This is a genomic window from Duganella sp. Dugasp78, assembly GCF_059491455.1.
The window spans coordinates 4,433,574-4,458,981 of sequence record NZ_CP168506.1; the positions used below are offsets into that span (position 1 = coordinate 4,433,574).

The 25,408-nt window shown below is 66.3% G+C and carries 16 protein-coding genes; 11 read left to right on the forward strand and 5 right to left on the reverse strand.

The features are described 5' to 3' along the window. Positions 1 to 156: 156 nt before the first annotated feature. Both ACEN9O_RS19805 and ACEN9O_RS19810 read left to right on the forward strand, forming a co-directional pair. Positions 157 to 486 (forward strand): L-rhamnose mutarotase, encoded by a 330-nt coding sequence (locus ACEN9O_RS19805; protein ID WP_495613528.1) that lies wholly within the window; start codon positions 157 to 159, stop codon positions 484 to 486. Between the two features lie 188 nt (positions 487 to 674). Then, the gene (locus ACEN9O_RS19810) at positions 675 to 2,018 is read left to right on the forward strand and encodes a sensor domain-containing protein (RefSeq protein WP_495613529.1); all 1,344 of its coding nucleotides are present in this window, start codon (positions 675 to 677) and stop codon (positions 2,016 to 2,018) included. A 27-nt stretch (positions 2,019 to 2,045) separates the two neighbouring features. Here ACEN9O_RS19810 and ACEN9O_RS19815 read toward each other — a convergent pair whose 3' ends face one another. After that, entirely contained in the window at positions 2,046 to 3,407 is a 1,362-nt protein-coding gene (locus tag ACEN9O_RS19815; protein WP_495613530.1) for an alpha-L-fucosidase, read from the reverse strand. 229 nt (positions 3,408 to 3,636) lie between these two features. Between ACEN9O_RS19815 and ACEN9O_RS19820 the strand changes: the two genes are divergently transcribed. After that, positions 3,637 to 5,217, forward strand: a complete 1,581-nt coding sequence (locus tag ACEN9O_RS19820) for a GH39 family glycosyl hydrolase (RefSeq protein ID WP_495613531.1) — start codon at positions 3,637 to 3,639, stop codon at positions 5,215 to 5,217. 2 nt (positions 5,218 to 5,219) lie between these two features. After that, entirely contained in the window at positions 5,220 to 7,289 is a 2,070-nt protein-coding gene (locus ACEN9O_RS19825) for a beta-galactosidase (RefSeq protein WP_495613532.1), read from the forward strand. Positions 7,290 to 7,326: 37 nt separating this feature from the next. On the opposite strand, the gene ACEN9O_RS19830 is transcribed toward ACEN9O_RS19825, so the two are convergent. From ACEN9O_RS19830 to ACEN9O_RS19840, 3 genes are all read right to left on the reverse strand, one after another. Further along, positions 7,327 to 7,542 (reverse strand): PIN domain-containing protein, encoded by a 216-nt coding sequence (locus ACEN9O_RS19830; RefSeq protein WP_495613533.1) that lies wholly within the window; start codon positions 7,540 to 7,542, stop codon positions 7,327 to 7,329. After that, positions 7,533 to 7,733, reverse strand: coding sequence for a hypothetical protein (locus ACEN9O_RS19835; RefSeq protein ID WP_495613534.1), 201 nt, complete (start codon positions 7,731 to 7,733; stop codon positions 7,533 to 7,535). Before ACEN9O_RS19835 ends, ACEN9O_RS19830 begins: the two co-directional genes overlap by 10 nt. A 109-nt stretch (positions 7,734 to 7,842) precedes the next feature. Further along, a complete protein-coding gene (locus ACEN9O_RS19840) occupies positions 7,843 to 10,107 on the reverse strand; it encodes a hypothetical protein (RefSeq protein WP_495613535.1) in 2,265 nt (754 codons plus the stop codon). A 324-nt stretch (positions 10,108 to 10,431) separates the two neighbouring features. Between ACEN9O_RS19840 and ACEN9O_RS19845 the strand changes: the two genes are divergently transcribed. The 4 genes from ACEN9O_RS19845 (at position 10,432) to ACEN9O_RS19860 (ending at position 17,741) form a co-directional block, all read left to right on the forward strand. After that, positions 10,432 to 12,756, forward strand: a complete 2,325-nt coding sequence (locus ACEN9O_RS19845; protein WP_495613536.1) for an alpha-L-fucosidase — start codon at positions 10,432 to 10,434, stop codon at positions 12,754 to 12,756. Between the two features lie 114 nt (positions 12,757 to 12,870). After that, positions 12,871 to 14,031 (forward strand): glycoside hydrolase family 5 protein, encoded by a 1,161-nt coding sequence (locus ACEN9O_RS19850; RefSeq protein WP_495613537.1) that lies wholly within the window; start codon positions 12,871 to 12,873, stop codon positions 14,029 to 14,031. Next, positions 14,028 to 15,674 (forward strand): GH35 family beta-galactosidase, encoded by a 1,647-nt coding sequence (locus ACEN9O_RS19855; protein ID WP_495613538.1) that lies wholly within the window; start codon positions 14,028 to 14,030, stop codon positions 15,672 to 15,674. The genes ACEN9O_RS19850 and ACEN9O_RS19855 overlap by 4 nt, the downstream gene beginning before the upstream one ends. Before the next feature lie 195 nt (positions 15,675 to 15,869). Further along, the gene (locus tag ACEN9O_RS19860; protein ID WP_495613539.1) at positions 15,870 to 17,741 is read left to right on the forward strand and encodes a methyl-accepting chemotaxis protein; all 1,872 of its coding nucleotides are present in this window, start codon (positions 15,870 to 15,872) and stop codon (positions 17,739 to 17,741) included. An 11-nt stretch (positions 17,742 to 17,752) separates the two neighbouring features. On the opposite strand, the gene ACEN9O_RS19865 is transcribed toward ACEN9O_RS19860, so the two are convergent. Continuing rightward, on the reverse strand, positions 17,753 to 20,389 hold the full coding sequence (locus tag ACEN9O_RS19865; protein WP_495613540.1) for a glycoside hydrolase family 3 C-terminal domain-containing protein: 2,637 nt from the start codon (positions 20,387 to 20,389) through the stop codon (positions 17,753 to 17,755). 219 nt (positions 20,390 to 20,608) lie between these two features. On the opposite strand from ACEN9O_RS19865, the gene ACEN9O_RS19870 reads away from it, so the two are divergent. From ACEN9O_RS19870 to ACEN9O_RS19880, 3 genes are all read left to right on the forward strand, one after another. Beyond that, entirely contained in the window at positions 20,609 to 22,108 is a 1,500-nt protein-coding gene (locus tag ACEN9O_RS19870; protein WP_495613541.1) for a tryptophan halogenase family protein, read from the forward strand. Positions 22,109 to 22,216: 108 nt separating this feature from the next. Continuing rightward, on the forward strand, positions 22,217 to 24,571 hold the full coding sequence (locus tag ACEN9O_RS19875; RefSeq protein WP_495613542.1) for a WD40/YVTN/BNR-like repeat-containing protein: 2,355 nt from the start codon (positions 22,217 to 22,219) through the stop codon (positions 24,569 to 24,571). 68 nt (positions 24,572 to 24,639) lie between these two features. After that, on the forward strand, positions 24,640 to 25,239 hold the full coding sequence (locus tag ACEN9O_RS19880; RefSeq protein WP_495613543.1) for a PEP-CTERM sorting domain-containing protein: 600 nt from the start codon (positions 24,640 to 24,642) through the stop codon (positions 25,237 to 25,239). Positions 25,240 to 25,408: the final 169 nt, after the last annotated feature.

A 25,408-nucleotide genomic window follows, 5' to 3' on the forward strand; every position in this document is an offset into this window, starting at 1 on the left:
GCAAAGTAAAGGATGCCATTTTACCCCCAATCGCCCTGCGGGCCATGGCTAAAACGGGAGAAAAGTCGTTGAATGTATAAAATATATTGCGTACAATCGGCTGCGTCGGCCACCACACTGCGGCGGCCTTTTTATTGAATGAAACAAGGATAAGCAATGGAACGTATGGGCATGGTGATCGGGATCGCTCCCGAGAAGATCGACGAATACAAGGCCTTGCACGTTGCGGTGTGGCCGCAGGTGCTGGCCACGCTGGCCGCGGCGAACGTGCGCAACTACACCATCTTCCTGCGCGAGCCGGAGAATCTGCTGTTCGGCTACTGGGAGTACCACGGCAGCGACTTCGACGCCGACATGCGCGCCGTGGCGGCGGACCCGGAGACCCAGCGCTGGTGGACCTTCTGTGAACCGTGCCAGCTGCCGCTGGCGAGCCGCGCGGAAGGCGAGCACTGGGCGATGATGCGCCCGGTGTTCCATATGGACTGAACCATTTTTTGCTTGAAAAACAACGGCGCGGCGCCCCCTGGAATCCGCCGGAATTTTTCCAAGTGCTTGATATTTATGGAATAATTTGGCATGTTCCCGGCCCGGGGCAGTTGAGTGGCGGAGTTTTCCGGGCATTACAGGGCGGCCGGGCGCCTTGGCGCCGGCATTCGGTACTAGAATTGGCCGATATGCATAAAACCACCGCCGCCACGATCGCCCGCTTTACCGACCTGCTCATGGATGCCGTGTGCATGGTCGATGCGGACGGCCGTTTTGTGTTTGTCAGCGCCGCCTGCGAGCGCATCTTCGGCTACGCCCCCCAGGAAATGGTCGGCATGCAGATGATCAATCTGGTCGCCCCGGCCGACCGCGAGCGCACCCTCGCGGCGGCGCGCGCCATCATGGACGGCCAGCCTAACGCCCACTTTGAAAACCGCTACGTCCGCAAGGACGGCAAGCTCGTCCACATCATGTGGTCGGCGCGCTGGTCCGAGGCAGACCAGCTGCGCGTGGCCGTGGCGCGCGACGTCACGGCCGCCAGGCGGGCCGAGGCGATGCAATCCGCGCTGTATGCGATCTCGGAGGCGGCGCACGCCAGCGACGACCTGCCGGCCCTGTTCCGGCACATCCACCAGATTATCGGCGACATGCTGCCGGCGCAGGGATGCGCGGTGGCCCTGCGGCGCGACGGCGCCGAAGGCATGGAGTTCTCCTATCACGTCAACGCCCATGGCTGCGGCTCGCCGCCCGCGCTGGCGTGCTGGCTGGCGGAGCAGGTGCTGCGCGGCGGACAGGCGATGCTGCTCACGCCCGCCACCGCTGCCGCGCTGCCGCCGCCATTGCAGGCGGCCGGCATGCTGCCCGATTGCTGGCTGGGCGTGCCGCTGACGACCACCCAGGGCCACATCGGCGTGCTGATGCTGCAAAGCGGCGACGGCCCGGACCAGTCCAGCTACAGCGACCAGGACCGGGAATTGCTGCTGTTCGTGTCCACGCAGGTGGCCACGGCGATCCAGCGCAAGCAGCTCAATTCCAGGCTGCGCTTCATGGCCCAGCACGACGAGCTGACCCAGCTGCCCAATCGCCGGCTGTTCCTCGACCGCCTGCAGATGGCGGTGGCGCGCGCCCAGCGTCACCAGGGCAGGCTGGCGCTGCTGTTTGTCGACCTGAACAAGTTCAAGCAGATCAACGACGAACACGGCCACGCCTGCGGCGACCTGCTGTTGCGCGAAGTGGGGCACCGGCTCAAGCACTGCGTGCGCGAATCGGACACCGTGGCGCGGCTGGGCGGGGACGAGTTCGTCATCATCGTGGAAGAAGTGCTGGTGGCCGACGACACCCTGCAGATCGTGAACAAGATCCACCAGGTGCTGTCGGCGCCGATGCTGCTGGCCACCGGGCTGGGACTGACGGTCACCGCCAGCGTCGGCGTCGCGCTCTGTCCCGAGCATGGCGCCGACCCCGAGCAGCTGATGCGCTACGCCGACCAGGCCATGTACGCCGCCAAGCAGACGGAGGAACACTCCGGCTAGGCCGGCGCGATGCCGTCCACGGGCCGCTTACGGCGCCAGCGACGGCACGGCGGCCGCCATCTCCAGCCGGATCACGGTGTCGACCGGGTCGCGCTCGGCCGCCGGCACCTCGACCGATACGCCGCCGGCGGTTTGCTCGAACTGCACCTTGCGCCCGTCCATGCGGCTGGCCGAGACGACGCGCTGCGCCAGCGGCGGCAGGTTCAGGCGCTGCTGCGGCCACGCCAGCACGTGCAGGTAGACGTCGCGGCCCTTGACGGTTGAGCCGTACACGCCATCCACCGGCTGATAGGGGCCGGGACGGGTGTCCTGCAGGCTGGCGCCGTTGCGCGTCATCCACGCGCCCAGCGCGCGCAGCGTCGCCACCTGGTCGACGGGAATATCGCCGTCCGGGTCCGGGCTCATGTTGGCGAGCACATTGCCGTTGCGGGTGACCGCGTCCACGATCAGCCGGATCGCGCGGTCCGGCGCCATGGCGCCGCCGCCCGGCGTGTAGCCCCAGGCCCGGAACGACAGCGAGAACGTCTTTTCCCACGGCTTGGCCCGCACCGGACCGGTGATCGGCGCATCGCCTTCCTCGGTATCGAAATCGCCCTGCCAGCCCGAGCGCGGATTGATCACCACCTTCGGCTGGTGCTCGCGCACCATCTTGTTGAGGATCTCCGGCTGCCAGAACCAGGCCGCGTCCGCGTCCGAGCCCTGGTGCGCCAGCCAGCCGCCGTCGTACCACAGGATGTCGACCGGGCCGTAATTGCTCATCAGCTCGCGCACCTGGCCGTAGCCCTGCTGCTTCATCAGCGCGGCGTTGGCGCTCAGTTCGCGCGGCGCGAAATAGCCGGGGAAGCGCCAGTCCATCGGCGAATAATAGATGCCCACCTTGAGGCCCTGCGCCCGCGCCGCCCGCGTGTAGCCGGCGATGAAGTCGGTATGGGCGGCCGCGTGCATGGCGTCGTACTGGCCGTAGCTGGACGGGCTGTCGAACATCGCGAAGCCGTCGTGGTGGCGCGCCGTCATCACCATGTAGCGCGCGCCCGCGTCCTTGGCCAGCGTGGCCCAGCCCTCCGGCCGGAAGTGCGCCGGGTGGAAGTCCTTGGCCAGCTTCGCGTACTCGGCCGCCGGCACCTTGTCGTTGTACATATGCCATTCGCCCTTGCCGGGCAGCGCGTACAGGCCCCAGTGGATGAAGATGCCGAGCTTGGCGTCGCGCCACCAGGCCATGTCCTGGGCGGACAGGCGCAGCTCCGGCGCCAGCGTGCCGGAATCGGCCAGGGACTTGGCGGCCGAGCGCTGCTCGTCGGTGAGCCCGGCCTGGGCAAACGCCGGCTGCGGCGCGTGGGCCGCCACGCAGCAGGCGAGGGCGGTCAGCAACCGCAGGTATTTACGCGTCATAAATTCCATTCAAAAATAGGGATCCGATGGGTATCCGATTCTGTCCGCGCAGTGCGGGTGCGGCAATTGCAAAAAGCATCAACGTCGCCAACAAAATTGCCGCACAGCCGCTGGAATTACGTAAATCACCAATCCACTTAACGAAATGTACTAACGGTTCCAATCCATGTTTCGGATAGGCAGCGCAGATGCTAGCATCCCGCCAATAATTCCCGAAGGAGACCTAGCAATGCACCATTTCCGTCCTATCTGTCTGGCGGCAATCGCCTCGATCTGCCTGCCGCTGGCGGCCGCGTCGGCGGCCCACGCCGGCCACCCGGCGCCGCGCCGCATCGCTGTCGACGTCGCCCAGGCGCTGCAGCCGCTCGACCGCTTCTACGACCTGTCGGTCGGCTCCGACTATCCCGGCACGCTGCAGCGCGACGACAGCATGGCGCACCTGAAGACCACGGTCGATGAACTGGGTTTCCGTTACCTGCGCTTCCACGCCATCTTCCACGACGTGCTGGGCACCGTGCGCGTCGAGAACGGCCAGACCGTCTACGACTGGACCAAGCTGGACCAGCTGTACGACAAGATGCTGGCGCGCCACATCAAGCCTTTCGTCGAGCTGGGCTTCACGCCCGAGGCCATGGCGACTTCGCAGAGCAAGATCTTCTACTGGCAGGGCAACACCTCGCATCCCGATCCGGCCAAATGGAAGGACCTGATCGCGGCCTTCGTGCGCCACATCGAGCAGCGCTACGGCCAGGAGGAGGTGCGCAGCTGGTTCTTCGAAGTGTGGAACGAGCCCAACCTGGACGGCTTCTGGGAGCACGCCGACCAGAAGGCGTATTTCGAGCTGTATGACCTGACTGCCAACACCATCAAGGCCTTCGATCCGGCGCTGCGCGTGGGCGGGCCGTCCACCGCCGGCGCCGCCTGGGTGCCGGAATTCCTCGACCATGTGGCCAAGAGCGGCGCCGCCGTCGATTTCGTCACCACCCACACCTACGGCGTGGACGGCGGCTTCCTCGACGAAAAAGGCGAGGGCGACACCAAGCTGTCGCCGTCGCCGGACGCCATCATCGGCGACGTGCGGCGCGTGCGCGAGCAGATCTCCGCGTCCAAATTCCCCAAGCTGCCGATGTACTTCACCGAGTGGAGCACCAGCTACACGCCGCGCGACCTGGTGCACGATTCCTACATCAGCTCGCCGTACATCCTCAGCAAGCTCAAGGCCACCAAGGGGCTGGTGCAGGGCATGAGCTACTGGACCTACACCGACCTGTTCGAAGAGCCGGGTCCGCCGAGCAAGCCGTTCGAAGGCGGCTTCGGCCTGCTCAATCCGCAGGGCATCCGCAAGCCCGCGTACTTCGCCTACAAATATCTGCACGCGCTGAGCGGCAACGAGATCCCGGTCGCCGACGCGCAGGTGATGGCGTCCTCGGACGGCCGCAAGGTGACCGCGCTGGTGTGGGACTTCCAGCAGCCGGAGCAGAAGGTCAGCAACCGGCCGTTCTACGGCCGCCTGGTGCCGTCGTCGCCGTCGGCGCCGCTGGCCGTGCATTTCGACCATGTCCAGCCCGGCAAGTACCGCCTGCAGGTGCGCCGCACCGGCTTCCGCTCCAACGACGCCTACTCGGCCTACATCGAGATGGGCGCGCCGAAGACGCTGACCCCGGCCCAGGTCGACCAGCTGCAGGCGCAGACCCGCGACCTGCCCGAGACCGACCGCGTGGTCAAGGTCGGCAAGGGCGGCGCCGTCGATGTCAAGGTGCCGATGCGCAGCAACGACGTCGCCCTGGTGACGCTGACGCGGGAGGATTGAGCATGACGCGTCGTCTGCTGAAAATCGCCGCCGCCTGCACGCTGGCGCTGGCCACGCTCGGTCCCGCGCCCGCCTGGGCGCAGGGCGGGGCTGTGCCCGGCCATCCCGACTGGCCGGGCGCCGGCCAGCTGTTCGTCGGCACCTGCTACCAGCCGGTCGACCGTAGCCGCGAGCAGATCAAGCGCGACATCGCCTTGATGCAGCAGTCCGGCTTCAAGGTGGTGCGCATGGGCGACTTGTCGTGGGACTATTTCGAGCCGTCCGAAGGCAAGTTCGAGTTCGCCACCTTCGACTGGATCATGGACCAGATGCAGGCCGCCGGCATCCGCGTCATCGTCGACATCGCGGGGCTGCCGGCGCCGCTGTGGCTGCACCACAAATACCCCGGCGTCAACCTGGTCACGCAGCAGGGCAACCGCCTCGACGCGGCCGAGCGCTACATGAACAATATCAGCGACCCGGACTACAAACGCCTGGTGGCCCGCTTCGCCGACAAGCTCACCAAACGCTACGCCAAACATCCGGCGCTGCTGGCCATCGGCTTCGACAATGAGATCGGCAACGGCTACATGTCGTACTCCGAGGCGGACCGCAAGCGCTTCATAGTCTGGCTGAAGAAGAAGTACGGCAATCTGGACACGCTCAACCAGGCCTGGGCCACGCAGCGCTGGTCGCGCCACATCGGCGACTGGGACGAGGTGCGCCTGCCGTACGCGGACGGCCCCGGCGCCTACGAGCGCCTGATCGACCTGCGCCGCTACTGGTCCGACGTCACCGTCGGCGCACTGACGGACCTGGAAACGATCCGCCAGAAGAACACGCCGGACAAGCCGGCCATCTCCAACCTGTGGGACAGCGCCGGCCGCAAGGGCTTCGACTACCTGTCGACCTACCGCCAGTACGCCCACTACGGCGCCATGGGCTTCTACCCAGGCTCGCCGATCGGCTCCGGCTTCGAGGCGCTGATGATGAAGGGCGCCATGTCGACGCCGATCTGGTTCAACGAGTTCACCGCCGGCGGCCCGGGCTACTACGGCACCAAGGGCCGCTCGCGCATGTGGGCGCACTTCGGCCTGCTGCTGGGCGCGCAGACGGTGCTGGCGTGGACCTACAACAGCCACCTGGGCGGCGAGGAGCAGGCCCTGTTCGGCCTGCTGGACCACGACGACCGGCCATCGTGGAAGCTGGGCGAGTTCGCCACCATCGCGGCCGACTTCGCCAAGCTGCAAAAGCTGGGCTTCCCGCGCATGACGCAGCCGAAGGTGGCCTTCGCCTACTCGTTCGACAATATGCAGGCGACCAACCCGCCGCCGGCGGACAACAACACCGTGCGGCCCTACATCAGCACGCCATACCTGACGCAGGCGCACAACGCCTTCGAGCCGCTGTTCAAGGACAACATCGACGCGGCCGTCATCAACATCGCGCACGAGGACCTGAGCCGCTACAGCCTGCTGGTGGTGCCGGGTCTGTACCTGATGGACCAGGCCAGCGCCGACGCCATCCGCAAGTTCGTCGGCGACGGCGGCACGGTGATCATGACCGCGCTGTCGGACAAGGTCAACGAGCACAACCAGTGGTTCAACACGCCGCTGCCGGGCCGCCTGACCGACGTGTTCGGCCTGCGCACCAACGAGTTCTACAACGGCGGCACGCTGATGACCAAGATCGGCGACGAGGAAGTCAAGGGCAGCATCGGCAACTACGAGGTGCTGGAGCCGTCCACCGCGCAGGTGCTGGCGCGCTTCATCAACGTCGACGGCACGCCGCCGTCGATCACGGTCAACAACTACGGCAAGGGCCGGGCGATCTATGTCGCCACGCCGGCCCAGCCGCAGATCATGGGGCCGCTGTACCGCCAGCTGTACGCCAGCCTGGGCATCGTGCCGGGGCCGAAGACGCCGGACGGGGTCTACGCCCGCACGGTCGAGGGCCGCACGCTGTACGTCAACACCACCGGCGAGGCCAAAGACATCGCGATCGATGGCGCCATGACGGGTGTACTGGGCGGCAAGCAGTGGTCCGGCACGCTGCGGCTGGAGCCGTTGGGCGTCGAACTGCTGGCCAGATAAGAAGCTCGTCGTCCGGTGGTATGGGACGACGAGTTTTTCAATCAGCCTTGCGGCGGACCCGGAATGGTTTTTGTGAAAAGTTCAAACCAGTCGTCGCCCAAAACGGGTAGTCGTCTCTGGTGCCGGCCATGACCTCCATCCAGGTGACCGCGCTGATTGCTGGCTTGTCCCAATATTCCAGCTCCTCGATTGCCGGTGGGTATCCCTTAAGGGCGTCTATAAGTATGTTGGTGTCGAAAAGGACTAGCGCCATTCGGACCTCAACTCCAATTGATAGGTCAGGCCGTCAGCGGGAATGTCGGTGCGGTTGGCCCAGATGCCGGCGACGCGGCGCAAAGCCTCCACGCGACGCTTGCGTGCTTGAGCAAGCGAGTTGTCTTTTGGCGTGTCTTTTGCCGTCGAGTCGAGCGATTGGTCGTCTTCGTGATGAATGAAGGCTGTCATGGCGCACCTCCGTGCCTGTTGATGTCAACTAGTGTAACGCATTCCCCTTGCTCAGGTATTTGCCAATTATACGCCCCGCCATTGTGGCGGGGCGCTTGCGGTGGGATGCTCAGTTAGCCGAGGTGCCGTACAGGATGCCGCGGCCGTTGGTGCCGATGTACACCGTGCCGAAGGTTTTCGGATCGCCGGTGATCACGTGGTTGGTGCCGTACCACTGGTGCTGGTCGTCATTGATGCGCACCCAGGTATTGCCGCCGTCGGTGGAGCGGTGGATGCCCCATACGCCGTTGGCCGTGCCTTCCACATACATGGCCGGATAGCTGGAGCCGGCAGCTGCCTTGCCGAAGCCCAGCGCCCCCGCCTGCGTCACGCCGGGCGCCTTGACCCAGGCGCCCCAGCCCGAGGTGGTGGTGTGGTACAGGCCGGTGTAGGTGACCAGCCACACGTCGCCGCCCTGGCCGGCCGGCGCGACCAGCTGGTCGCCCCAAGCGATCAGGCCGGCGTTGGTGGTGGCCCAGGTCGCGCCCTTGTCGCTGCTGGCGTAGAACGCGCCGGTCTCGCGCTTGTAGGCGTAGAACAGGTTGGCGTTGTAGCCGTCGGCGACGATCTTCACGTTGTTCGGCAGCGCGCCGTTGAGCGAATTCCACGAATAGGCGTTGTTGTTGGAATAGGCCGGCGGCGCGTCCTTGGGCGCCCATAGGATGGACGAGCCGTCGGCGTTCACCGCGACACTGCCGCCCCCGTCGACGGCGGTGCCGTTGCTGTTGAACGCGCTCCAGCTGTAGCCGCCGTTCCACGAGATGGCGCCGAAGTGCTTGACGGCGCTGTAGGCATCGTTCCCGACCCGTACCACGTAGGTGGAGTCGGTCTTCTTGTAGTCCATGCCGGTGACGTTGTTGCAGGTCGGATTCGAGAACGACTGGGCCGGCGCCGTGGTCACGCTGTTGTGGACGAAACCGCAGACGTCGCCGCCGCCGCTGATCAGCGGCGTCGAGCCGTACTGGTTGGCCGGCGGCGAGATCAGCGCGTTGAGCACGGTTTCCTCGATGCCGTTCTCGCCGTAGGCCCAGGCCGGATTGGCGGCGGTCAGGTTGTTGCTCTCCATGATGCCGCCGCCGGAGGTGACGAAGGCGTGGTTGGTGTTGAACGGGTCCAGCACCGAGGCGCTCCAGTTGCCCAGATTGTGGATGGGGCCGTACACCGTGTTCCACGGCGCCGCGCTGCTGTCGAAGGTGGCGTTGGCCACCAGGTCGGTCCAGTGGGCGCCGCCGTCGGTGGACACATAGGCGGTTTCGCCCTGGGAGTCGTAGCGGTCGATGGTGTTGACCATCAGCCGGCCCGGATGGCTGGGATCGACCGACAGGCCGGAAAAGCCCCAGCTGTATTCGCCGTTGGTGTTGTTGCTGCTCCACGGCGTGATATAGGCCCACTGGTTGTTGGCGATATCGTACTTCCACACCTGGCCCTTGGTCAGGCCGTCGGGGCCGTAGTGTTCCCACACCTTGCCGTTGCCGTCCGTGTTGCTGGTCCAGGCCGCGAACGTGATGTAGAGATTGCCGTCCGGCCCGATCTGGCCGCGCTGCGGCAGCAGGCCGCCCGGTCCGCCCCAGACCGGCGACCAGCTGTTGCCGCCGTCGGTGCTCTTGTACAGTTTGGAGCCGGTCTGCTCGACGGTTTTGGTGTTGATGCCGGCGAAGAGGACGGGGGTGGCCTGCCCGTTGGTGCCGGAGCCCTTGTGGAAGGCGACGAAGGAGATGCCGGCGCCGGTGCCGTCGTTCGACAGGGCAGGGAAGCCGCTTACCCTGGACCAGTTGCTGCCGCCGTTACTGCTTTTCCACAGCCCGTTGCTGCTGGCGCTGCCCGCGTAGTTGCCGGTGCCGTAGAACAGCACCGAGCCCTGGTTGGGATCGACCATCAGGCGCTCGCCCACTTGCCGGCCGGGCTCGTTGCCGCCGGCCGTAAAGCCCAGCGGCACCTGCGTGAACGTGCTGCCCTGGTTGTTGGAGATCATCAGCGTGGCGTTGCCGCCGCTGTAATAAATGCCGCCGACCAGGTACAGCTTGCTCGGATCGCGCGGATCAACGGCGATGGAGTCGATGCCGCTCATATTGAATTGCGCCGACGAGATCCAGTCGTTGAGCGGGGTCCAGGTTTTGCTGCTGGCGTTGTAGCGGTAGGCGCCGCCGACGTCGGTGCGGGCGTAGAACAGGCCCTGCTGGCCGGGGTGGGCGATGACGCCGGGCACATAGCCGCTGCCGCCGATCTTGACGTTGTTCCAGCTATAGGCCGGTCCGGCCGCCTGCGCCGGCATGGCGATGATGTTGGCGGCAAACAGGGATAGCAGCAACGCGCTGTAAAGCAATGGTTTTTTCATTTAGTTATCGCTTTCAATGAGTCCAACAATGAAAGCCTGGCATCTGGTGCTTAGGGTGTCTCCTCTATCTCCAGTTGGCCAAGCGTGAAGCGCCCCAAGCGGGGCAGCTGGAATTCAGTGTGATCAAACCAGGCGGGCACCGCAATCATGAAAAATGCCAAAGCCAAATTGAAATTGAAGGACGCGGGCAGGCTTGCGGAAGTTATGGAAATCATCAAGCGGCCGAACGATATTTAACAGCCAGCACGGCGCCTGTGCCGCATGCCTGTGGCCGGTGCTAGCATCGCCGCCTGCATCGACAAATAGAATGAGGAGACCATACCCATGCGGTATTTCCAGCACCTGTGCCTGAGCGCGCTCGCGTCCATCTGCCTGCCGCTGGCGGCATCCGCGGCCGATGCGATTCCCTATGCGACGGAGCACGTGATCGCTGCCGGCGACAGCGCCGCCACGATCGCCGAGAAGGCGGCCAAGGTGCTGCCGCGTCCCAACCAGAGTGCCTGGATGCGGCTGGAACGCACCTTTTTCCTGCACTTCGGCGTCAACACCTTCAATGAAGTGGAGTGGGGCAGCGGGCGCGAGGCGCCGTCGCTGTTCAACCCCAGCGCGCTGGACGCGCGCCAGTGGCTGGGCGCCGTCAAGCAGCTCGACGGCAAGATGATCGTGCTGGTGGCCAAGCACCACGACGGCTTTGCCATGTGGCCCAGCCGCTACACCGCGCACTCGTCGGCCGCCAGCCCGTGGCGCGGCGGCAAGGGCGACCTGGTGCGCGAGGTGGCCGACGCCGCGCGCGCGGCCGACGTCAAGCTGGGCATCTACCTGTCGCCGGCCGACCTGTACCAGCTCAAGAGCAACCCGTCCAATCCGGCCGGCTACTATGGCAACGGCAGCCCGGCCGTGATGTCGGCCATCCCCACCGACCCGGCCAGCTTCCAGAGCGACCCGTCCCGGGGCCGTGCGCCGGCGCCGGGCTTCCGGTCCTACCGCTACCGGGTCAACGACTACAACCGCTACTTCCTCAACCAGCTGTACGAGCTGCTGACCCAATACGGCCCGGTGCACGAGGTGTGGTTTGACGGCGCCAATCCCGACCCCAGCGTGGCGGAGACCTACGACTATGAGGCGTGGTACGACCTGATCCGCAAACTGCAGCCGCAGGCCGTCATCATGGGCAAGGGCCCGGACGTGCGCTGGGTCGGCACCGAAAGCGGCTACGGCCGCACCACCGAATGGAGCGTGATCCCGCTGCCCACCGCGCCCGCCCAGTTCCGCTGGCCCGACATGCAGGGCGGCGACCTTGGCGGCACTGCCCAGCTCAAGCCGGGCGCGCACCTGTGGTGGTATCCGGCCGAGACCAACGTCACCATGCTGGCCAACGGCCAGTGGTTCTGGGCCCGCGACAAACGGCCGCGTCCGGTCACGCAGCTGGTGGACATCTTTTACTCGTCGATCGGCCGCAATGCCAACCTGATCCTGAACCTGTCGCCCGACCGGCGCGGCCTGCTGCCGGACGACCAGGTCGCCGCGCTGGGCCAGGTGGGCGAGATCATGCGCGCCACCTTCGCCACCGACCTGGCGGCCGGCGCCCACGCATCGGCCGACCATGCCGCGCCGCGCCACGCCGCCGGCGCCGCGCTGGACGGCAAACTCGACACCTGGTGGGAGGCCGCCCCCGGCCGCACGGATGGCACGCTGACGCTGGCCCTGCGCAAGCCGGCCCGCTTCGACGTAGTGTCGCTGCAGGAGGCGGTGGACCAGCGCGGCCAGCGCATCGCATCGTTCGCCATCGACACCTGGGACGGCGCGGCCTGGGTCGCGGCCCAGCCCATCGCGACGGACGAGCTGACCACGGTCGGCCACCGCCGCCTGGTGCGGCTGAAATCGCCGGTGACCACCGACCGCGTGCGGGTGCGCATCACCGGCGCGCGGCTGGCGCCGACCCTGGCCGAGGTGGGCCTCTACCTGCAATCGACCGAGCTGCTGCCGCCGGCCATCGCCGACCGCGACGCCGACGGCAGGGTGGCCATCAGCCATCCGGGCGGCGGCACCATCGTCTACACCACCGACGGCTCCGCGCCCGTGGCCGGCTCGCCGGTGTACAGCGCGCCGCTGGCGCTGGCGGCCAGCGGCACGGTGCGCGCCGCGCGGCTGCTGCCCGACGGCCGCCTCGGCGTGGCCGGCCGGCGCGAGTTCATCGGCCTGTCGCCGCGCGGCTGGAAGGTGGTGGCGGTCGACAACGAAGACGCCAGCCAGCCGGCCATGTACGCCATCGACGGCGATCCGTCCACGTTCTGGAATACCCGCTGGGGCGCCGACGTCAAGCTGCCGCACGCCATCACGGTCGACATGGGCCAGGCGCACCGCATCGCCGGCCTGGTCTACCTGCCGCGGCAGGACGGCCAGCTCGGCGGCACGGTCGAGAACTACCGCTTCGACACCAGCGAGGACGGCGCGCACTGGACCGCCGCCATCGAGCGCGGCACCTTCGCCAACATCCGCAACAACCCCGACAGCCAGCAGGCGCGCTTCGCGCCGGTCAACGCGCGCTACTTCCGCTTCACCGCGCTGGACGAGGTGTGGCGCGGCGGCGCGACCAACGCGGCGGAATTGTCCGTGATACCGGCCGCCGCGAACGGTGTGGGGCCCTGAGTTTTGCATGGATGCGCCGGTTGTCCATTTTCGCTGCCGGCGTTGATCTTTTTTGTAATTGCCGTGTCACGGCAAGGTCGACAGAATGCAGTCTTCAAGAAGAAGGAGACTCCAGTGAAACGATATTCCTGCGCCATCGCCGTGGCCACGGCGATCCTGCTTGCCGCCGGCGTTACCGCCTGCAGCGGTGGCGGTGCGCCATCGGCAGAGGTCGCCGCCGCGACCGCGACCACCACGGTGGTCGCAACCCCGAGCGGCATGCGCGCCATGACCAGCACCGAGCTGGCGAAGCTGATGTCGCCCGGCATCAACCTCGGCAACACGCTCGAAGCGCTGCCCAATGAAACCGCCTGGGGCAATCCAGTGCCGACCCAGACCCTGATGAACGCGTACAAGGCTGCCGGCTTCAAGACCGTGCGCATTCCGATCTCGTGGAGCCAGTACGCCGATGCCGACAACAACATCAGCGCGGTGTGGCTGGCCCACGTGCGCCAGGTGGTGGACTACGCGCACACCGCCGGCCTGTACACGGTCATCAACATCCACTGGGACGGCGGCTGGATGAACCACACCACCTACGACCGGCAGGCCGCGATCAACGACAAGCTGACGCGCTTCTGGACGCAGATCGCCAACTATTTCAGGAACGACGACGACACCTTGCTGTTCGCCGGCACCAACGAGGTCGGCCAGGACAATACCTACGGCGCGCCGACGGCCGAATACGCGGCTGTGCAGAACGGTTTCAACCAGACCTTCGTGAACGCGGTGCGCGCCACCGGCGGCAACAACGCGCTGCGCCACCTGGTGGTGCAGGGCTACTTTACCAACATCGACAGCACGGCCGCCACCAACACGGTGCCGAAGGACACGGTCGCCAACCGGCTGTTCATGGAAGTGCACTACTACGACCCCTTCCATTTCACGCTCGACAACGACAGCAAGATCTGGCAGTGGGGCGCGCAGGCGACCGACCCGGCGGCGGTGGAGTCATGGGCCAACGAAGCGTGGGCCGACGCCGAGTTCCAGAAGATGAAGACCGCCTTTGCCGACAAGGGCGTGCCGGTGCTGCTGGGCGAGTACGGCGCCGGCATCAAGGCCGCGTATCCCGGCATGGACGTGTACCGCAAGGCCTGGGACCAGTACATCACGCAGTCGGCTTTCCGGCATGGACTGGTGCCGGTCTACTGGGACACCGGCGGCATGATAGACCGAAAGACGGGCGCCCAGCTGGACCCCGACGTGATCGCAGCAATCATAAAGGCAAGCAAATGAAGACGACCAAACCAATTATCGCGCTGTGTGCGCTCGCTGTTTCCATCGCCTGCGCGCAAGCCGGCGAACTGCCGCGCCTGGTGCAGAACGATGGCCACCATGCGCTGATCGTCGATGGACAGCCGTTTACCATGCTGGGTGTGCAGGCGCATAACTCCAGCAACTATCCGGCCGCGCTCGGCAAGGTATGGGCCGCCGTCAAGGATGCCCACGCCAACACGCTGGAGATCCCGGTGGCCTGGGAGCAGATCGAGCCGGTCGAGGGCAAGTTCGATTTCGGCTACGTCGACACGCTGGTGGCCGAGGCGCGCCAGAACAAGGTGCGGCTGGTGCTGCTGTGGTTCGGCACCTGGAAGAACACCGGGCCGGCCTATACGCCCGAGTGGGTCAAGTTCGACAACCAGCGCTTCCCGCGCATGATAGACAAGGATGGCAAGAACAGCTATTGCCTGTCGCCGCTGGGTGAGCAGACGGTCAAGGCCGACACCAAGGCCTTTGTCGCCCTGATGGGCCACCTGAAGCAGATCGACGCGGCGGACCATACCGTGATCATGGTGCAGGTTGAAAACGAAGTCGGCACCTACGGCACCGTGCGCGACTTCAGTCCGAAAGCCGAGGCCGCATTCCGCCAGCCGGTGCCGGCGGCGGTGTTGGCGCGCAAGAAGCCGCCGGTGCCCGGCGCGGCCAGCGGCAGCTGGTCGCAAGTCTATGGTCCGTATGCGGACGAGTATTTCCACGCCTATGCGATCGCCAGCCATATCGAGCAAGTGGCCAAGGCGGGGCGCGCGGTGTACGACCTGCCGATGTACGTCAACAACGCGCTGCGCGATCCGCTCGAGACTATGGCGCCGTGGAAGGGAAACTTCGCCAGCGGCGGTCCGGGCTATGACGTGATCGACATCTACAAGGCCGCCGCGCCGCACATCGACGTGGTCGCGCCGGACATCTACCTGCCCGAGTCCAACAAGGTGGCGGCCACGCTGGAGCAGTTCAAGCGCCGCGACAACGCGCTGTTCGTGCCGGAGATGGGCAATGCGCAAACCTACGCGCGCTACGTCTACCAGATCCTGGGCCGCGGCGCGATCGGGGTGTCGCCGTTCGGCGTCGACTACGCCGACTACAGCAACTATCCGCTCGGTTCCAAGCTCAAGGATAAAGCTATGGCCGAGCCCTTCGGCAAGATCTACGCCGCGTTCAGTCCGATGGCGCGGCAGTGGGCACGCTGGGCGCTGGAGGGCCGCACCGACGGCCTGGCCGAAACCGAGGCGCGCACGCCGCAGAGCCTGACGTTCAAGGGCTGGAACATCAAGGCCTCGTTCCGCGAATGGCAATTGGGCGGCCAGCCCGATCCGGCCCATATCACGGATGCGCCGCCGGGCACGGAGTCGCCGTCGGGCGGCGTGGCGGTGGCGCAGATCGGCGACAACGAGTTCATCCTGTTCGGCCAGCATGTGCGCATCCATCTCGAAGGCACTGGCGCCAACGCCGGCAAGCCGTATATGTACGCCCGCGTCGAGGAAGGGCATTTCGACGCGCAGGGCAAGTGGGTCATGGAGCGCAACTGGAACGGCGACCAGACCGACCACGGCCTCAACTTCACCGGCCAGCCGGTGACGCTGAAGGTCAGGATGGGGAGTTATTGACGACCGCGCCGGTGCAGTGGCCTGATGGTTTTCGCAAGTTTGGCCGAACATTAACGTGCCAGCATCAGGATTACAACAGGCCAACGAAATTCCCTGCACGGTTGAAATTTATCTTACAAAATCAAGTAGTATCTGATCCAAAGTCGAGCCGCCCGGCGTGGAGACGCCGTCTCTCATACTGGTCAAGGAGTGCTTATGATTCAGATAAAAACCTCACGGCAGTTGCAGCTGGAGCGGGATGCATTCGAGGCCGCCACCGATAAGAACCTCACGCGGGTGCTGATCGCGGCGGCGGGCGGCGACTTCTCCCAACGGGTGGACAGCGAGGCCTTGCCGCCCGCCCTGGCCAAGGCGGGCGGCGCCGTCAATCGCCTGCTGGACAACCTGCAGGCGGTTCGCACCGAGATGACCCGGATGAGCGCGGAGCATGAAAAGGGCGACATCGACGTGGCGATCGACGCGCACCGGTTCGAGGGCGATTTCCGCACTATGGCGCAGGGCATCAACGCGATGGTCGAGTCGCACATCGCCACCAAAAAAACCGCCATGGGTGTGTTCAGGGAATTTGGCCGCGGCAACTTCGACGCCACGATGGACAAGCTGCCCGGCAAGAAGGCCTTCATCAACGACACCATCGAGCAGGTGCGCGGCAATCTCAAGGGCCTGATCGCCGAGATGAACCGGATGTCGTCGGAGCACGACAAGGGCGACATCGACGTGATGATCGACGCCCAGAAATTCGAGGGCGATTTCCGCAACATGGCGCAGGGCATCAACAACATGGTGGCGGGCCACATCGCGGTCAAGAAGAAGGCCATGGCCTGCGTGAAGGCTTTTGGCGAGGGCGATTTCAGCGCCCCGCTGGAAACCTTCCCGGGCAAGAAGGCGTTCATCAATCAGACCATCGAGCAGGTGCGCGCCAACCTGCTGGCCCTGATCGAGGACACCGGTACCCTGGCCAAGGCGGCGCAGGCCGGCGAGCTCGACACGCGCGCGGACGCCGCCCGGCATGCCGGCGACTTCCGGCGCATCGTGCAGGGTGTGAACGGTGCGCTCGACGCCATCGTCACCCCGCTGCGCGAGGTCCAGCAGGTGCTGGGAGGCATGGAAGCGGGCGATTTGACCAAGACCATCCGCGGCGACTACCATGGCGCGTTCGCCGAGCTGAAGACCGCCGTCAACAGCATGGCCGCCAAGCTGGCCGAGGTGGTGCACGAGGTGTCCAGCGGCGCCGCCGCGCTGGCCAACGCGTCCGAGGAGGTCAGCTCCACCGCGCAGTCGCTGGCGCAGGCGGCCAGCGAGCAGGCCGCCGGCGTCGAGGAGACCAGCGCGTCGATCGAGCAGATCACCGCCTCGATCTCGCAGAACACCGACAACGCCAAGGTCACCGACGGCATCGCCACCAAGGCAGCGGTGGAGGCGGCGCAGGGCGGCACGGCGGTCAAGGAAACGGTGTCGGCGATGAACCAGATCGCCAAGAAGATCAGCATCATCGACGATATTGCCTACCAGACCAATCTGCTGGCCCTGAACGCGGCGATCGAAGCGGCGCGCGCCGGCGAGCACGGCAAGGGCTTCGCGGTGGTGGCGGCAGAGGTGCGCAAGCTGGCCGAGCGCAGCCAGGTGGCGGCGCAGGAGATCGGCGAGGTGGCGATCAACAGCGTGAAGCTGGCGGAAAAGGCCGGCTCGCTGCTCGACGAGATGGTGCCGAACATCAAGAGGACCTCGGATCTGGTGCAGGAAATCACGGCGGCGTCGGAGGAGCAGGCCGCCGGCGTGGACCAGATCAATTCGGCGGTGGGCCAGTTGAGCCAATCGACCCAGCAGAACGCGGCCAGTTCGGAGGAGCTGGCCGCTACCGCCCAGGAGATGAGCGGCCAGGCCGAGCAGCTGAAGCAGACCATGTCGTTCTTCAAGCTGGCAACGGCGAAACGCGCCGGCGCACCGGCGCTGGCGCCGTCGCCGGCCTGGGATGGCGTTGCCAAGCACGAGGCGCGCAAGGTGGTCGCCAACGGTGCGGCCAAGGCGCTTGGCGGCCCGAACGAACAGCGCTTCACGCGGTTCTAGGGCTGCGCCTCTCAGAACGGCGGCAGGCTGCGGCGGCCCTTGACGGTCAGCTGCAGCTTGACGCCGGATGACGGCCGCGTGACCGTGGCGCCGGCCGGCTGTCCGCCGCCCACCCACACGGTGGCAGGCCCGGCTTCGACGCTGCGGTTGCCGGCCGCGTCCACCGTGCTCAATGCCTTGCCTTCCAGCTTGAAGCTCACCTTCCGGTGCTCGCCCGGTTTCAGCGCGACGCGGGTAAAGCCCGCCAGCGTGCTGTTGGGCGCGGCGTCGCCGGGGCGGGTGACGTAGACCTGCACCACCTCGTCGCCGGCGCGCTCGCCGTCGTTCTTCACGTCGACCGTGAGCGTGACGCCGCAGCCGGCGCAGACCGACTTCGGCGTGGCCGCGCTGGCCGTGTAGCTGAAGTGCGTGTAGCTCAGACCGTGGCCGAAGGGGTAGAGCGGCTCGCCCTTGAAGTATTTGTAGGTGCGCCCCTGCATGCCGTAATCCTTGAACGGCGGCAGGTCGGCGGCGGACTTATAGAACGTGACGGGCAGGCGGCCTGCGGGGCTGTAGTCGCCCGCGATCAGTTCGGCGACGGCCTGTCCGCCTTCGCCGCCCGGATACCAGGCCTGGACGATGGCGGGCACCTTGCGGTCGGCCCAGTTCAGCGCCATGGCGCTGCCGCTCAGATTGACCAGCACCAGCGGCCGGCCGAGCGCGCCCAGCCGCTCCAGCAGCGCCTCCTGCGGCGCGGGCAGGTCGATGCTGGTGCGGTCGCCGCCGGCGAAGCCGGGCGCGTGCACCGTCATTTCCTCGCCCTCCAGCTGCCAGTTCAGACCGCTGACGTAGACCACCAGGTCGGCCTGGCGGGCCGCTTCCAGCGCGGCCGTGTCGTCGAAGCTGGGCTGGGTCCATTGCAGCTGCTGGTCGCCGTCCCAGCCGCTCTGCTGGGCTTCGATCTCGATCCGGTAGACCTTGCCGGCGGTGAGCTTGAGTTCGGTCTTCGAGGTCGGCCAGGCCAGGTCCCACAGGTCGGTGACCAGCTGGCCGTCGACGCGGATGCGGTAGCCCTGGTTGCTCTTCAGACGGAAGTTGTGCACGCCGCTTTCGGTGGCGCGCAGGTAGCCGCTCCAGCGCGCCGAGGTCTTGCGGTCGTAGGCGTTCGGCCAGCCCCATTTGAACTCGGCCTTGGCGATGGTCTCGACCGTCGCGGGCTTGCCTGCCAGCGCCAGGTTGTCGTAGCGCTCCAGCTTGATGCCGGCCTGGGTGCACGCTTCGTCCAGGCACAGGCTGGACGCCGGCACGTCCTGCAGCGGCGGCGCGACCCAGCCGGTGCCTTCGATGTAGTCCACCTGCGTGTTCGGGAACCTGGCGCGCAGGCCCTGCAGCACGGTGACCGGATGCGTCGGCGTGCCGTTGTAGTTGCCGACCAGCGCGTCGACGCTGTCGGCGTTGGGGCCGATCACGGCGATGCGCTGCGGCGCGCGCCGCAGGGGCAGCAGGCCGTCGTTCTTCAGCAGCACCAGCGACTGGCGCGCCGCCTCCAGGTTCAGGGCGCGGTTGGCCGGGGTGTCGTAATCCCTGGCGGTGATCTGTTGGAACGGACGCTTGCCGGGCGCCTCCAGCAGCCCCAGGCGGATGCGCGCTTCGAGCAGGCGCAACAAGGCGCGGTCGACGTCGGCCTCGGCCAGCAGGCCCTGGCGCACGGCGCGCACCATGGTGGCGGGGGCGGCCGTCGGCGAGTCGCCGAATTCGCAGAACACGTCGGTGCCGGCCTTGATGGCCGCCGCCACGGCCTGCTCGGGCGTCTCGGTGTAGCGGTGCGCGCCCTCGGTGTGGATGTCGGCCACGGCGCCGCAATCGGACACCACGTGGCCGCGGAATTTCCACGCACCGCGCAGATAGTCCTTGAGCAGGTGCTCGTTGGCGCAGGCCGGCACGCCGTCCACCGCGTTGTAGGCGCACATGATGGACAGCGCCTGGCCTTCGGTGATGGTGGCGTGGAAGGCCGGCAGATAGGTCTCGGTCAGGTCGCGCGGCGAGGGATGGATGTCGTCGCGGTGGCGGTCCGACTCGGGGCCGCTGTGCACCGCGAAGTGCTTGACCGTGGCGGAGACCTTGGGCCCGCCAGGATCGTCGCCCTGCAGGCCGCGCACGTAGGCGACGCCGATGCGCGAGGTCAGGTAGGGATCCTCGCCATAGGTCTCCTGGCCGCGGCCCCAGCGCGGATCGCGGAAGATGTTGACGTTGGGCGACCACACCGTCAGGCCGCGGTACATGCCGGTGCTGCCGTCGGCGGCGACCGTCTCCAGGTACTTGGCGCGGAACTCGCTGGCGACCGTGTCGCCGACCCGTGTGATGAGCGCGTTGTTCCAGGTCGCCGCCAGGCCGATGGCCTGCGGGAAGACGGTGGCGTTGCCGGCGCGGGCGACGCCGTGCAGGCCTTCGTTCCACCAGTTGTAGCGGGGGATGGCCAGGCGCGCGATGGCCGGCGAATCGTGTTGCAGTTGGCTGGCTTTTTCTTCCAGCGTCATGCGCGCCAGCAGGTCCCTGGCCCGCTGTCCGGCGTCGGCGTTGGTGCCGGCCGGCGCCGCGAGGGCAGGCAGGCACAGGCTCATGGCCACGGCCGCCGCGATGGCGGTCCGGGACAGATACGGATGTTTCATGGTTGTTTCCTATTGGTTTTACGTGCCGGACGCTGCGTGCCGGCTGCCTGCGGCGGATGGTATCACCGCCGCCTGGGGCCGGAAACGGCGGGCCGGGCGGTTGCGATAAATGATGTCCGCGCTTGACGGTTTTTGTAATTTGTGCGGCCCGCTTTTATGCATAAGATGTCTTCATGGACCATAGATGTCCGGGAAATAGCATAACAATAAGAGGGAGACATGGCTGACAAGGCTATTCGAAAGATCGTCATCGTGGGCGGCGGCACCGCCGGCTGGATGACCGCCGCGCCGCTCGCGCTCAAGCTGGGCAGGGCTTGCGAAATCGTGGTGGTGGAGTCGCCTGAAATCGGCACGGTCGGCGTGGGCGAGGCGACGCTGCCCACCATCCGCCAGTACAATCAGGCGCTCGGTCTGGACCCGGCCGACTTCGTGGCCAAGACCAAGGCCACCTTCAAGCTCGGCATCGAGTTCAAGGACTGGGGCCACCTCGGCAACCGCTTCTTCCACGGCTTCGGCGATTTCGGCCCGGACATCGAGTACCGCAGCTCCTACCAGTACTGGCAGCGGCTGGCGCGCAACATCAAGGATATGCCGCCGTACGAGGATTGGTCGATGGCGTCGGTGATGGCCCGCCATCATCGGTTCACGCCGCCCAGCGGCGACCAGCCTGGCGGCGGCAACGACTACAACTACGCCTTCCATTTCGACGCCGGCCTGTATGCCGCCTACCTGCGCGACTACGCCATGGCGCGCGGCGTGGCCCGGATCGAGGGCCACATCAGCGACGTCGAGCAGCATCCGGAGAGCGGCAACATCGCCGCCGTCAAACTGCGCGACGGCCGCCGGGTCGAGGGCGAGCTGTTCATCGATTGCTCGGGCTTCCGCGGCCTGCTGATCGAAGGCATCTACCAGGCCGGCTATGACGACTGGAGCGCCATGCTGCCGTGTAACAGCGCGCAGGCCGTGCCATGCGCCAGCGTCGAGCGGCTCACCCCTTACACCGTGTCCACCGCCAGGAGCGCGGGCTGGACCTGGCGCATCCCGCTGCAACACCGCACCGGCAACGGCCACGTGTACTGCGACGGCTTCACCACCGATGCCGAGGCGGCGCGCGTGCTGCTCGACGGCCTGGACGGCCGCGCGCTCGACGAGCCGCGCCAGCTGCGCTTTACCACCGGCCGCCGCCGCAAGACCTGGATCAAGAACTGCGTCGCCATCGGCCTATCGGGCGGTTTCCTGGAACCGCTGGAATCGACCAGCATCAACATGATTGAAAACGCGGTCGGCTGGCTGCTGGAATTTTTCCCCGACCGCGGCTTCCGTCCCGAGCTGGCCGACGAGTTCAACCGCCTGGTCGCCTGCAACTACGAGAGCGTGCGCGACTTCATCGTGCTGCACTACAAGGTGACCAAGCGCAGCGATTCCGAGTTCTGGCGCTATTGCGCCGGCATGGCCATACCGGACACGCTCAGGCACCAGATCGAATTGTTCCGCGAAACCGGACGCGTCGCCATCTACGACCGGCAGGGCTTCTCGGTGTCGTCGCATGTCTCGATCCTGGCGGGGCTGGGCATCGTGCCCAAGGCCGACGATCCGCTCATCGACTTCATGGATATGGACAGATTGCACGCGCATTACTACCAGCTGCGCCAGATCATCGCGCAGACCGTTTCTGCCATGCCGGACCATACGCAGTACGTCCGTCGCCTGGCCCGTTAGCCGCCCGCATCCGGGCCGCTGGCCTATGTAAAAACAGTACCGGTACCGCGCCAGACGTGGCGCGTCCTTTTGTTCGTTGTAACACCCTTTATCCTGGAGTATAAAAATATGAAGAAGAGACACATCGCGGCCGTCACCGGCCTGCTGGCGGCCTTGCTGGCAGCCTGCGGCGGCAGTGGCAGCGACAGCCCCAAGGCGTCGCAGACGGCAGCCAGCCTCAAGATGGGCGGCGCCACCTCGGCGCAGATGGCGACCCGCTGGGGCGCCGTGAAGTTCGGCGGTGGCGGCTACGTCCCCGGCCTGATCTATCATCCGACCAGCCCGGACGTGCTGTACGCGCGCACCGACATGGGCGGCGCCTACCGCTGGAACGCCGCCACCAAGGCCTGGGTGCCGATCACCGACGGCTTCGGCGCGATCGACGGCTACCACCACGGCAGCGAAACCATGGCGCTGGACCCGAACGACGACATGCGCGTCTACATGGGCACCGGCATGTACCTGTCGGAAAACGCCGATGCCCGCCTGTACATCTCCACCGACCGTGGCGACACCTGGCAATACGTCAAGCTGCCGTTCTCGGCAGGCAGCAACAGTCCGGGCCGCGCCATCGGCGAGCGCCTGATGGTGGACCCGAACAAGCCGTCCATCCTGTTCTATGCCACCCGCGCCAGCGGCATGTGGAAGAGCAGCGACTACGGCCAGACCTGGAGCCAGGTGACGTCGCTGTCCACGCACGTCATGAGCAAGAGCGAAATTAACGCTGTCCAGTCGAACGGCGTGACCGGCTTCGAGCAGGTGATCTTCGACACCAACACCAAGGGCACCGGCAGCGCCACCCAGACCATCTACACGGCCGTCGCGAAGGACTACGCCGACACGGCGGGGTTGAGCTACGCCATGTACAAGACCACCGACGGCGGTGCGACCTGGACCGGCATCGCCACGCCGGCCGACGTGGCCGGCTTCATCGTGCCGCACATGGTGCGCGCCAAGGATGGCATGATGTACGTGGCCTTCACCCAGAGCAACGGCCCTGGCGCCAACGGCCCGTCGCGCCTGTACAAATTCGACGGCACCAACTGGACCCTGCTGAAGAAGTACGATGCCCAGCAGTGGGTCAACTTCGGCATGGGCGGCCTGTCGGTATCCGGCAGCGGCGCCAGCACCCGCATCGCGCTGGGCGTGACCAACTCCTGGGGCAACTGGGACGGCCAGCCTGTGATCCAGCTGTCGGACGACGCCGGCGCGACCTGGCGCGAGATCGCCTCGACCGCGCCGCACTTGCCGGCCAGCGATGGCTTCTCGGGCTGGACCGACGACGTCGAGATCGACCCGAACAACCCCGAGCACATCCTGCATGTGCACGGCGGCGGCGTGTGGGAAACCCACAACGCCTCGGCGACTAAGCCGACCTGGACCGATGCCGCGATCGGCATCGAGGAAACCGCCACCACCTCCCTGACGGCGCCGCCGCCGGGCGCCAACTACACGCTGCTGCGCAGCGCGGGCGACATCAGCACCTGGGTCCAGACGGAACTGCTCAAGACGCCGGTGCGCACTTCGAACAGCTTGTTCGGCACCACCTTCAGCGCGGACCTGGCGTGGTCCAATCCGGCCTACATGGCCACCACCGGCTCCCATGGGTGGGGCAGCACCGTGGTCGGCGCTTATTCCGCCGATTCCGGCGTGACCTGGAAAGCCTTCGCGACCAACCATCCCGACGCGGTGGCGAACAACGGCGGTGCGAGCAACCTTATCGTCACCAAGCTGAACAACATCGTCTGGGCGCCGTCCATGTCGACGCCGGCCTACACGACCGACAGCGGGGCCACCTGGACCTACACCAACCTGCCGGCCCTGGCTCCGATGGGCATCGATCGGGCCTACCATCTGGCGGCCGACCGCAAGAATCCGAACAAGGTCTATGCCTACAACTCGGGCGGCGCATGGTGGACGCAATGGTCGGAAACGCCGCATTTCTACACCTCGACCGACGGCGGCCACACCTTCACCGAGAGCAGCACGTTCGCGGCCAATTCGTGGACGGCCGACTTCGGCGCGACGTCGATCGCGGTCAATCCGAACGTGGAAGGCGACGTATGGGTCACGGACGGCAAGAGCATCCTGCACTCGCTCGATGCGGGCGCGACCTGGACTAAGCTGAGCGCGGCCGCGCCGATCTGGGGCCAGTCGCCGTATCAGCCTGACGTGTACGGCGCCACCTCCATCGCGCTGGGCAAGGCGCCGGCCGGCGCCAAGTACTCGGCCTCGGTGTACGTGGCCGGCGTGATCAACGGCGTGTGGGGCGTGTACCGCTCGGACGACGCCGGCGCCACCTGGACCCGCTTCAACGACGACAAGCACCAGTACGGCGGCATCAGCACGCTGGCAGCCGACCAGAACGTACCTGGACGCCTGTACATCAGCGGCAGCGGCCGCGGCGTCCTGTTCAGCTACTAAACCCTGGGACCGGGCGCTGAGACAAGCGCCTGGTCCGGCAAAGCATCACACCCAATCTGGAGAATGAAATGAATCGCATGAAATTGAACAAGCTGGTCGGCGCCCTGGTGCTGGGCATGGGCCTGAGCGCGCTGGCCGGCAGCGCCGGCGCCGCCGTGCTGACCTTTGACGGCATTGCCGAGCTGGTCATGTACGGCAACACCGGCGAGATGCTGCCCAATATGAGCTACAGCGGCAACAACCTGGTCTACGAGGAGGCGGGCTTCCTGCTGACCTTGAACGCACCGAACGCGGAGCCCGGCATGGCCAATATCGGCACCGGCACCTTTGAACCGCAGACCTACAACTGGCACGACGGCATTGAGAATGGCGAGGGCACCTACGTGACCCTGACCCGCAAGGGCGGCGGCAGCTTCAACCTGGCCGGCTTCGACTATGCCTCGCAGGGCAGCACGGTGTCGGCCGACGGCAAGCAGATCGGCATGCTGAATGGCATGGGGACGTGGAGTATGGCGCAGAACGGCATCCGTGAGCTGCGCCTGAGTTCGAGCGCTGCCGACCAGCTCGACAACATCGACGTCAGCGCCGTGCCGGAGCCAAGCACCTACGCGATGCTGGGCGCCGGCCTGGGCCTGCTGGCCTTCATGAGCCGCCGCAAAAAAGCCTGATCAAAACAGCCCCGCGCCGTAATGCCGTTTAGTTAAGCTTGAATCGCCTGCCGTCATTCCCGCGCAAGCGGGAATCTATACGGCGCCTGCGAGACAAGCTTCGCATGGGTTCCCGCTTTCGCGGGAACGACCACGCTTAATGAACGGCATTACCCCGCGCCGGTGCAAC

Coding starts and splice junctions, on each gene's coding strand:
- ACEN9O_RS19840 (WP_495613535.1), bottom strand. CDS start 10,107: ATGAAAAAACCATTGCTTTACAGCGCGTTGCTGCTATCCCTGTTTGCC.
- ACEN9O_RS19865 (WP_495613540.1), bottom strand. CDS start 20,389: ATGAAACATCCGTATCTGTCCCGGACCGCCATCGCGGCGGCCGTGGCC.
- ACEN9O_RS19860 (WP_495613539.1), top strand. CDS start 15,870: ATGATTCAGATAAAAACCTCACGGCAGTTGCAGCTGGAGCGGGATGCA.
- ACEN9O_RS19845 (WP_495613536.1), top strand. CDS start 10,432: ATGCGGTATTTCCAGCACCTGTGCCTGAGCGCGCTCGCGTCCATCTGC.
- ACEN9O_RS19815 (WP_495613530.1), bottom strand. CDS start 3,407: ATGACGCGTAAATACCTGCGGTTGCTGACCGCCCTCGCCTGCTGCGTG.
- ACEN9O_RS19820 (WP_495613531.1), top strand. CDS start 3,637: ATGCACCATTTCCGTCCTATCTGTCTGGCGGCAATCGCCTCGATCTGC.
- ACEN9O_RS19870 (WP_495613541.1), top strand. CDS start 20,609: ATGGCTGACAAGGCTATTCGAAAGATCGTCATCGTGGGCGGCGGCACC.
- ACEN9O_RS19855 (WP_495613538.1), top strand. CDS start 14,028: ATGAAGACGACCAAACCAATTATCGCGCTGTGTGCGCTCGCTGTTTCC.
- ACEN9O_RS19810 (WP_495613529.1), top strand. CDS start 675: ATGCATAAAACCACCGCCGCCACGATCGCCCGCTTTACCGACCTGCTC.
- ACEN9O_RS19830 (WP_495613533.1), bottom strand. CDS start 7,542: ATGGCGCTAGTCCTTTTCGACACCAACATACTTATAGACGCCCTTAAG.
- ACEN9O_RS19805 (WP_495613528.1), top strand. CDS start 157: ATGGAACGTATGGGCATGGTGATCGGGATCGCTCCCGAGAAGATCGAC.
- ACEN9O_RS19880 (WP_495613543.1), top strand. CDS start 24,640: ATGAATCGCATGAAATTGAACAAGCTGGTCGGCGCCCTGGTGCTGGGC.
- ACEN9O_RS19875 (WP_495613542.1), top strand. CDS start 22,217: ATGAAGAAGAGACACATCGCGGCCGTCACCGGCCTGCTGGCGGCCTTG.
- ACEN9O_RS19835 (WP_495613534.1), bottom strand. CDS start 7,733: ATGACAGCCTTCATTCATCACGAAGACGACCAATCGCTCGACTCGACG.
- ACEN9O_RS19825 (WP_495613532.1), top strand. CDS start 5,220: ATGACGCGTCGTCTGCTGAAAATCGCCGCCGCCTGCACGCTGGCGCTG.